The sequence below is a fragment of the Vulcaniibacterium thermophilum genome, from assembly GCF_007923255.1.
In the GTDB taxonomy this organism is placed as follows: domain Bacteria; phylum Pseudomonadota; class Gammaproteobacteria; order Xanthomonadales; family Xanthomonadaceae; genus Lysobacter_F; species Lysobacter_F thermophilum.
In genome coordinates, this window is record NZ_VOHJ01000070.1 from 1 (window position 1) to 2,414 (window position 2,414).

Annotated in this window: 3 protein-coding genes; all 3 read right to left on the reverse strand. The window is 72.5% G+C overall.

Annotation, left to right across the window (positions count from 1 at the left end; all coding sequences use genetic code 11):
- Positions 1–217, reverse strand: a 217-nt coding sequence (locus FQY64_RS14560) for a hypothetical protein (protein WP_425476676.1), incomplete at its 3' end; no start/stop codon positions are given.
- Positions 214–1,983: a pilus (MSHA type) biogenesis protein MshL gene (gene mshL / locus FQY64_RS14565; RefSeq protein WP_146475452.1), complete on the reverse strand. Its 1,770-nt coding sequence runs from the start codon at positions 1,981–1,983 to the stop codon at positions 214–216. The genes FQY64_RS14560 and mshL, both read right to left, overlap by 4 nt.
- On the reverse strand, positions 1,980–2,414 hold a 435-nt coding region (locus tag FQY64_RS14570; RefSeq protein WP_146475454.1), incomplete at its 5' end, for an SPOR domain-containing protein. The genes FQY64_RS14570 and mshL, both read right to left, overlap by 4 nt.

The window sequence follows — 2,414 nt, forward strand, 5'->3', positions numbered from 1 at the left end:
CGGGCGCGATGGCCGCAGCCGGCGGCGCAGCGGCTTCCGCTGCGACGGCGGTCGGCGCCGACGGCGCGCTCGCCGCAGGTTCGATCGGCTCCAGCGCCAGCTCGCCGGCGGCGCGCGCGTCGTCCGCCGCGGCGGGCTTCGGCGGTGCGTCGGCGGCCGCGTCGGGCCTGGCCTTGCGCGCCTCCGCCTGTTTCAGCGCTTCGATCAGCAGGCTCATCGGCCGCCGGCTCCTCGCGTCGGGATGTCGCCGATCGGCACGTCGGGGCTGTCGAAGAAGCGGCCGTCCGGCAGCGCGCGCGCGGCATCGCGGTAATCGCCGTGCAGGCTGGGATCGTTGACGACCACCGGGCGCAGGAAGATCACCAGCTCGCTCTTGGACGTCGCGTTGTTGCGGTACTTGAACAGCTCGCCGAACGCCGGGATGCGGCCGAGGATCGGAATGCCGTCGCTGCCGTTCTCGATGCGGTCGCGCATCAGACCGCCGAGCACCGCGGTCTCGCCGTTGCGCACGCGGATCACCGATTCCATCTCGCGGGTCTGGATTTCCGGCACGCGGCTGTTGACGTCCGGAATGTCGACGCCGTCCTGCCGCGCCAGCGCGAGCGTCAGCGCCACGCCCGGATCCTCGACGTAGCCCGTCAACCGCGAGATGGTGGGGCGCAGGTTGAGGATGATCTCGTCGTCGTCGCCGATCTGCGGCGTGACGTTCATCAGGAAGCCCACCGGCACCGTGTTCGGCGTGGAGCTCACGGTGAAGGTCGGCGGGCTGCCGCCGGTGCCCGGCGTGTAGTTGGCCGACAGCGTGAAGTACACGAAGTTGTCGACCACCTTGATCAGCGCGGTCTGGTTGTTGAGCACGCTGATCTTCGGGCTGGAGAGCACCTTGGTGCGGCCGAAGGACTCCAGCATCTGCACCGCGGCGGTGATGTTGGTGCTGCCGTAGCTGCGCACGAAGTTCAGCACCCCGATGTTGGGGATGATGCCGGTGCCCGGCGTGCCGCCCGGCAGCGTGGTCGCGCCGCCCGGGATCTGGCGGAAGCGGATGTTGGCGCTCTGGTTGCGCAGCAGTTCCCAACTGATGCCCTGCTGATAGTCGTCGGACAGTTCGACCTCGACCACCGTCGCCTCGATCAGCACCTGCCGGCGCGCGGTGCCCACCAGGCGGTCGAGGAACTCCTGCACCTTCTCGTGCTGGCGCGCGGTGGCGCGCACCGCGATCGTGCCGGTCTCCGGATGGGCGATCACCGAGGCCGCCTCGCGGAACACCGTGCGCGGCTGCGCGGGCGCGGCGCCCGCGCCGGCCGTGCCGGAAGCGGCGGGCGCTTCGGACGGCGCGGCGGCGGCCTGGGCGCCCTCGGGCAGCACCTTGTCGGTCTCGCGCAGCAGGCTTTCCACCGCGCCCAGCAGGTTGCTCCAGAAGCGGTTGTTGGAGACGTTGGTGAGTTCGGTGCGGGAGTTGTTGCCGCCTTCGCCGCCGGACGTGCTGCCGGGCGAGGCCACCTGGGTGGCGATCGCCACGTGGCTGGTGACGTCGCGCTGCATGTTGAGGTAATCGACCTTGTACAGCCGCAGGAACGGCGAGTCGGGCACCACCGACAACGCGTCGCCGTCGAGCGTGTAGCGCATGTCCACCTGCCGCGCCACGCGATCGAGGATCTGCGGCAGCGTCTGATCGATGGCGTTGATCGTCACCGTGCCGCGGATGTCGGGATGGATGTCGACGTTCAACTTCGCGTCGCGCGCGAGGGCGAACAGCAGCTCCTGCACCGGCACGTTGTTCACCACGACGCTGTAGGTGTCCTGCGGCGGCAGCGCGCGCGGCGGCGGCAGCGCGCGGGTGCGCGCCACCGGCGCCGGGATGTCCTGCGCGGGCGGCGGCAGATCGGGGCGCTGCAGATGGGCGCTGGACACGCGCGGCGGCGGATGCGCGCATCCGGCGGCGAGCAGGGCGGCAAGGACGGGATACAGCGGTCGGAGGCTCATGTGCGGCTCGCGGTCTGCGTGCGGAGGGCGCCCAGCGAGCGGAGGACCGGCCGGTTGGCGCGCAGGGTGGGGGGCAACAGCGCGAGCGCCCGCCGCGCCTCGTCGGCGCTGGCGAACTCGCCCGCATAAAGAACCAGCGTGGACGCGCGGCCGGTCGCGTCGCGATGCGCGCGCAGCGGAAGACCCGGCAATGCGGCGGCGATGCGCGCCAGCTCGCGCCGCGCGGCTTCGTCGTCGGCGCGCAGCGCGGCGACCTGCAGCGTGTAGCCTTCGGCGTCGCGTTCGAGCCAGTGCGCGTAGGCGGCTTCGGCCTCGCGAAGCGGGTCGGTGGGCACGGCCGCGACCGCGCGCGGCGCCACGTTCGCAGGCGCGGCGGCGGCGACGGCCCGCCCGGCACGCGGTGCGGGCGCCTGCGCGGACGGCGCGTCCGG

Bases quoted from the DNA above. Each gene is read 5' to 3' on its own strand.
- mshL (WP_146475452.1), bottom strand. From the start codon at position 1,983: ATGAGCCTCCGACCGCTGTATCCCGTCCTTGCCGCCCTGCTCGCCGCC.